The organism is Sulfuricurvum sp. (assembly GCF_049587615.1).
GTDB lineage: Bacteria > Campylobacterota > Campylobacteria > Campylobacterales > Sulfurimonadaceae > Sulfuricurvum.
The window spans coordinates 1-2,349 of the sequence record NZ_JBAVEF010000033.1 but is presented as its reverse complement, the minus strand read 5'-3'; the positions used below and the strand labels follow the sequence as shown (position 1 = coordinate 2,349).

The following is a 2,349-nucleotide window of genomic DNA, read 5'->3' as shown; positions in this document are numbered from 1 at the left end:
AGCTAGCAGGATCCAGAGTAGGTCGGGACACGTGTTATCTTGACTGAAGCCGGGGGGACCACCCTCCAATCCTAAATACTACTACCAGACCGATAGCGAACCAGTACCGTAAGGGAAAGGTGAAAAGAACTGCGGTGAGCAGAGTGAAATAGAACCTGAAACCTATGGCTTACAATCATTCGGAGCACTATTCTTTATGAAGTGTGACGGACTGCCTTTTGCATAATGAGCCTGCGAGTTGTGGTCAGTGGCAAGGTTAAGCAAACGCGAAGCCGTAGCGAAAGCGAGTCTTAATAGGGCGATTTAGTCACTGGCTGCAGACCCGAAACTAAGTGATCTATCCATGAGCAGGTTGAAGCTGGTGTAAGAGCCAGTGGAGGACCGAACCGGTGGGTGTTGAAAAACCCTCGGATGACTTGTGGATAGGGGTGAAAGGCCAATCAAACTTAGTGATAGCTGGTTCTCTCCGAAATATATTTAGGTATAGCCTCGAGTCGTAACATGAAGGGGTAGAGCACTGACAGGGCTAGGGCTGCTTACCGCGGTACCAAACCCTTTCAAACTCCGAATACTTCATGCGTAATCTCGGGAGTCAGGCGGTGGGTGATAAAATCAATCGTCAAGAGGGGAACAACCCAGACTAACAGCTAAGGTCCCAAAGTCGTATCTGAGTGGAAAAAGATGTGGAGTTGCTGAGACAATCAGGAAGTTGGCTTAGAAGCAGCCATCTTTTAAAGAAAGCGTAACAGCTCACTGATCTAGCGATTCTGCGCTGAAAATATAACGGGGCTAAGATGTACACCGAAGCTTTAGATTCTCTTTTAGAGAGTGGTAGGAGAGCGTTCCAAACAGCGTTGAAGGTATACCGGTAAGGAGTGCTGGAGCGTTTGGAAGTGAGCATGCAGGCATGAGTAGCGATAAAAGCAGTGAGAATCTGCTTCGCCGTAAACCCAAGGTTTCCTACGCGATGCTCGTCATCGTAGGGTTAGTCGGGACCTAAGTCGAGTCCGAAAGGGGTAGACGATGGCAAGTTGGTTAATATTCCAACACCGACAATTGTTCGTTTGAGTGATGGGGGGACGCATAGAGTTAATCGAGCTCACTGATGGAATAGTGGGTCGAAGGACGTAGGAGGTAACACAGGCAAATCCGTGTTGCAATACTCCGAGATCTTACAGGCTCTTCAAGGACTTCGGTCTGCGAGGAGAATCGATGATACTGTCGTGCCAAGAAAAGCCTCTAAGCGAGAACAATTGTCGCCCGTACCGTAAACCGACACAGGTGGGTGAGATGAGTATTCTAAGGCGCGTGGAAGAACCCTGGTTAAGGAACTCTGCAAACTAGCACCGTATCTTCGGTATAAGGTGTGCCCTAAGTATGTGAAGGAGCTTGCCTCTGGAGCAGAACCGGGTCGCAGCAAAGTGTCCCTCCCGACTGTTTACCAAAAACACAGCACTCTGCTAACTCGTAAGAGGATGTATAGGGTGTGACGCCTGCCCGGTGCTCGAATGTTAAAAGGATGTGTCAGCGCAAGCGAAGCATTGAATTGAAGCACGAGTAAACGGCGGCCGTAACTATAACGGTCCTAAGGTAGCGAAATTCCTTGTCGGTTAAATACCGACCTGCATGAATGGCGTAACGAGATGGGAGCTGTCTCAACCAGGGATCCAGTGAAATTGTAGTGGAGGTGAAAATTCCTCCTACCCGCGGAAAGACGGAAAGACCCCGTGCACCTTTACTATAGCTTGACATTGCTATTGGGATACTCATGTGCAGGATAGGTGGGAGCTGTTGATACTACGACGCCAGTTGTAGTGGAGGCATCCTTGAGATACCACCCTTGAGTATTCTGATAGCTAACTCGCATCAGTTATCCTGATGGAGGACACTGTCTGGTGGGTAGTTTGACTGGGGCGGTCGCCTCCTAAAAAGTAACGGAGGCTTACAAAGTTCGGCTCAGAAGGGTTGGAAATCCTTCGTAGAGTATAATGGCATAAGCCGGACTGACTGTGAGACAGACAAGTCGAGCAGAGTCGAAAGACGGTCATAGTGATCCGGTGGTTCTGTGTGGAAGGGCCATCGCTCAAAGGATAAAAGGTACGCCGGGGATAACAGGCTGATCTCCCCCAAGAGCTCACATCGACGGGGAGGTTTGGCACCTCGATGTCGGCTCATCGCATCCTGGGGCTGGAGCAGGTCCCAAGGGTATGGCTGTTCGCCATTTAAAGCGGTACGCGAGCTGGGTTCAGAACGTCGTGAGACAGTTCGGTCCCTATCTTCCGTGGGCGCAGGAGAGTTGAGGAGAGCTGACCCTAGTACGAGAGGACCGGGTTGGACGTGCCACTGGTG

The 2,349-nt window shown here is 50.4% G+C and carries 1 rRNA gene; it reads left to right on the top strand.

Annotated features, from left to right (window positions below):
* Positions 1–2,349 (top strand): 23S ribosomal RNA (locus WB308_RS06665); the annotation flags it as partial.